The organism is Enterococcus sp. 3H8_DIV0648 (assembly GCF_002140655.1).
Lineage (GTDB): Bacteria > Bacillota > Bacilli > Lactobacillales > Enterococcaceae > Enterococcus_A > Enterococcus_A hulanensis.
The window spans coordinates 3,321,748-3,325,933 of sequence record NZ_NGLG01000001.1 but is presented as its reverse complement, the minus strand read 5'-3'; the positions used below and the strand labels follow the sequence as shown (position 1 = coordinate 3,325,933).

Here is a 4,186-nt window from a genome sequence, read left to right as displayed (position 1 = left end):
CTATAATGTGAAGTCAAAAGAAATGATCGCCACTTGATTTTTTTATTATTCTAAACACTGCATATAGGCATAGGATTAGCCAACTGATAAGAGTGAGTCGTAGACTGCAAGTGAAATAAGACGGTGTTTTATAAGTTAAAATCGCATAATTCTTACCAGCAACTTGTTGGATAGTGGGTGTTCCAATATAACTAAGAGTTGCCTCTTGAGGAGAAATTTCTTGACCATTCACTATTAATTGACTGTTTTGGTAGAGAACGATTGGTAAATTTGTTGTTTCTTTCCCTTGAGATGTCCACTCGATCCGCAAACCTTCCTTGCATGCTCTTTTTTCGAATTGCCGATGTTGCTGGAGAATCAACTTTTCGTATAGCTGATATTTATTTTTTTCTGTCTTTTGATAAAGAGGCAAATAGTCAGGCGTCGATTTCTCCCAATAACTTAGTCCTTGAGCAAGGTCATTTTGATGGAAAGAATCTTTGATGACTTGACTGTCTACCGGTTGAATATGCGTATGTAAACTTTCGAAACTATGAACATCATTTAGCAACCAGCAACTCAAGCCATAACTACTAGTTAACAAAACTTGAACTAAACTAAGTATAATGACTGGATGACGATATTTTGAGTAAGCTTTTCGCTGAAGACTGTTTTCTTCAAGAGATAATGCTAAGGAAAACAAAATGAGAACCGTAAAGGGAATAAAAAAGCGAAACGGAAATTGAATCAATTCAACAAATTTGATTTCTTGACTCATTAGAAACTTCCAAGGAATTAAACTAGAAGAAAGAATTAGAAAAAGTATTGCAGTGATAGAAGCCATCTTATTGACCTGAGAAGGCGTTTGTTGTGGACTAACTAAGCATTTAAACTGACAAATAATGATTGGAACTAAAAAAATTGGATTTACTAGCCAGTACCAACTACTGCGATTAATGGTGTTGCTGTCCAAGCTTTGATTAATAAATGGTGGCAAAATTTCATTTGTCAAATAAAGATGCAGCATGTTCATCCATATATTCGCTGTTAGTAGAGAAAATAATAAAACTGACAAAGCGATATCACGGATCATTTGAATTTTATGCTGGCTTTTCCACCAACTGAAAATGAAAAAAATAAAATAGATTAGAACCAACAGCAGGCAAGAAAAAAGGTGAGTTTGCATCATCAATGCCACTGAGAAGCCTATCTGCACAATTGCTATTTTTCCTTCCAGCACCATTTTGCGTAAAGGAATCAAAGCAAATGGTAAAAAAACGGCACCCCAACTACTAAAGGACTGACCTATCGTCCAGTAATGGACACTGTACGTAGTCATGAAAAGAATAGACGTAAATAAATTGATTTTCAAACTTACTTTATTGCATTTCAAGAGGCTAAACATTGAAACGCCTGAAATACAATATAGAATAAAATTGGCCAATATCTGATAGCTAAACCAAGAACCACTGATTAATACCAATAGGCCTTGAATATAGGCCATCAGTGGTCCATACAAAGGATTGATAATACGTCCCGTTTGCTGAAACCCAAAAGTTGTTAAGAAGTAGTGGATATTGCCAGTTTTGATTTGCATAGCCGTATCGTAAAAGCGATTAAAATGAAAAATAGCATCAGAACCAATAATCATTCCCCCGCTGATAATTTGTGGTAATGTGAAAAGAAGAGCAATACTGAAAATTAAGAAAAATGGAAAAAAACGATTTTGTAAAAATTTAGCTATCATAATTTCCTCCTTGAGGACAGAAATTTATTTTCGGGTTGAATTATTTGAGGTAAAATGGTCCGATATGCCAAACGTTTTTTTATAAGAAATAAGATTTCTATACTTAAAGTAGTCAATACGAAAGTTATTAAAAACAATGGAATTCCTTGGAATTTCTGAACGCCTAACCGGGCTAGAAACCACTTCGTCGTTTCAAGAAAAGCAGGATGTAAAAAGAATAAATATTGAGCTGATTTTCGTAAGTGTGAAAAATTCCTGTTTTGCAAGGTATTGGAACGCAAAAGCAAAATCATTAAAAATAATGAGGCAGGAAGCAAGGAAAAGAGAAAATTCTTGTCATCTCCCTGTCTTAAACAAATAATTAGCGTTTCAATCCCTAAAAGAATCAGACTAATTCCGAATTTCACAGGAATATGCCGTTGCAAGAAAGTATGATTCCCTTCCAGATAATCTGCTAAAAAAAAACCAATAAGAATGAAAACAGGCGTGTAGAAAAGACCATTGCGAGTTGTCATAAAGATTTGATTGTAAAAAGCATATAGGTCATAAATCAAAGTCCCTTGAAGATAACCTGAGTATGTTTCTGTCGCTCCCAATGCAAACAATAGAAGACAAATACTGAAAGTAATAGGATAATTGAAATGGCGCAACCATTTTCTAACTAGCCAAAGGCCAAAAAACAATGCGGGAAAATACCACAAATGATAACAAACCCCTAAATAAGCTAAGCCAACAGGGAGAGCAGCTAAATATAAATTAGAAGGTACACCTAGATCCTGAATAAATAAAATCCCATAAGGAAGATAGATCAAGCTCCAAAATAGGTATGTTTTCCATTGACGTTTAAAAAAAATACCTGGATATCTTGTATTTTGCCTTTGCTTTAAGCGAAAAAAGTAACTAGAACCTATAAGGAAAATAGGTACGGCTAAACGAGCGCAGCAAACTTTCAAGAAAAAATGAATAAAATCATTTTCAGCTAAACGATCACAATGAGCCAAAATGACAAATAGCGAAGCTGCATATTGTGTGAGATCAAGTAAGGGAAAATTGTTTTTTATTGGTTGACTGGTTTCCATAATCTTCATTCCTTTTTGTAGCGAAAAATCTTCATTAGCGAAGACTTAAGCTAGTAAATTTGCTAGAGAGTTTGCTAAAGCAAAAAAGAACACTACTCTCACGGAAGGCATGATAAAAGGTAAAGCCGAGTCAGAAGAGTAGGATAAGTTAACCAGACCATAGTGAGTTTTTGAGAAATGAACAATGGACTTCAGCTTGATTTTTTTTTTACAATTTTTGGCACTCCTGAGAGATAGAAATGTTCTCTTTAGTTCACAGTAAAGCAGGATGAAATTGTCGGCTAGAAACAAAAGCAAACATCGGGGGGAAATTATCGCAATCAAACTGAACATGCTAGAAAGGTTGATAGATCAAGATGTTATCATTTGTTGCAAGCCTAATTTCACTAGATGGAATTTCTATTTGGAGTAATTTCCGTTAAATTAAATATAGGGGCAAGGAGGGAGCAAAAGATGGATATTGGAAAAATTATCAAAGAGAAAAGAACCGAAAGAAATTGGACACAGGAAGATTTGGCACAGCAATTTTTTGTCACGCGCCAATTGATTTCTAAATGGGAGAATGGAAAAAGCTATCCTGATTTAAAACAAGTAGTTCAACTAAGTGAACTCTTTGATATTTCTTTAGAAGGACTTCTGAAGGAAGATACCGGCATGGTCAAGGAGTTGAGTTTTGATACTAAACAGAAGCGATTATTTAAAGGATTAATTCTGTTTCTTGCAGTAATTTCCATCGGAGTGATTTCTATTTTTAGTTTTTTCTGGTGGGTTGATTTAATTTATTTAGAAAAAGACGATATTGAGATCACGAAAATTACGAAACAGATATTGCCAGAAGAAGTAGTATTCGTCGAACAAACCGGTGAGGAAGTTACTTTGCCACAGGATGTTGAATATACAATTTATTTTAAAACGAATAAGTGGCTAATTGATTTAACAAAGATATCGGGGACTAATGTGACCTCTGATGCGGAGGGCGTTGAAATTCAAATATGGGGACACCATAAATTGTTTGGCGCGAGGAAGGAAAGCAAAGCAGTCGTCTATAGCAATAGGGATAACTTGTTAAATGAGGGGTTTGATTCTAATATAGGAAAAAATCTTTATTTGTATAACAGTAAAAAAGGAGCCCAAATGTTTTCTCGTCAACAAGCAAAGGATAAATGGCCGTTAATTAAAGACACGAGTGATAAAATTGCGGATATTAAAAGTTTAGAAAAATTGCCAGCTAAATGATAGAAGTGGAAAGAAATATGTTATTCCGATTCCTTCCACTTTCTTCAGCTTTAAACAACTGAGCCAATTTCACAATTCATTATAGACTGGATAAACATAATGCTTTGTCACTATATCCTCCCTCCATTATTAATCCAGCATAGGA

General features: G+C 34.6%; 3 protein-coding genes. 1 reads left to right on the top strand and 2 read right to left on the bottom strand.

Annotated elements, in window-relative coordinates:
• Window positions 1-13: 13 nt before the first annotated feature.
• Both A5875_RS15285 and A5875_RS15280 read right to left on the bottom strand, forming a co-directional pair.
• Entirely contained in the window at window positions 14-1,726 is a 1,713-nt protein-coding gene (locus A5875_RS15285; protein ID WP_088934379.1) for a hypothetical protein, read from the bottom strand.
• Window positions 1,723-2,805, bottom strand: coding sequence for an acyltransferase family protein (locus A5875_RS15280; RefSeq protein WP_088934378.1), 1,083 nt, complete (start codon window positions 2,803-2,805; stop codon window positions 1,723-1,725). Before A5875_RS15280 ends, A5875_RS15285 begins: the two co-directional genes overlap by 4 nt.
• A gap of 453 nt (window positions 2,806-3,258) precedes the next feature.
• Here A5875_RS15280 and A5875_RS15275 point away from each other — a divergent pair, with 453 nt between their 5' ends.
• On the top strand, window positions 3,259-4,041 hold the full coding sequence (locus A5875_RS15275) for a helix-turn-helix domain-containing protein (protein ID WP_176244693.1): 783 nt from the start codon (window positions 3,259-3,261) through the stop codon (window positions 4,039-4,041).
• Window positions 4,042-4,186 lie beyond the last annotated feature (145 nt).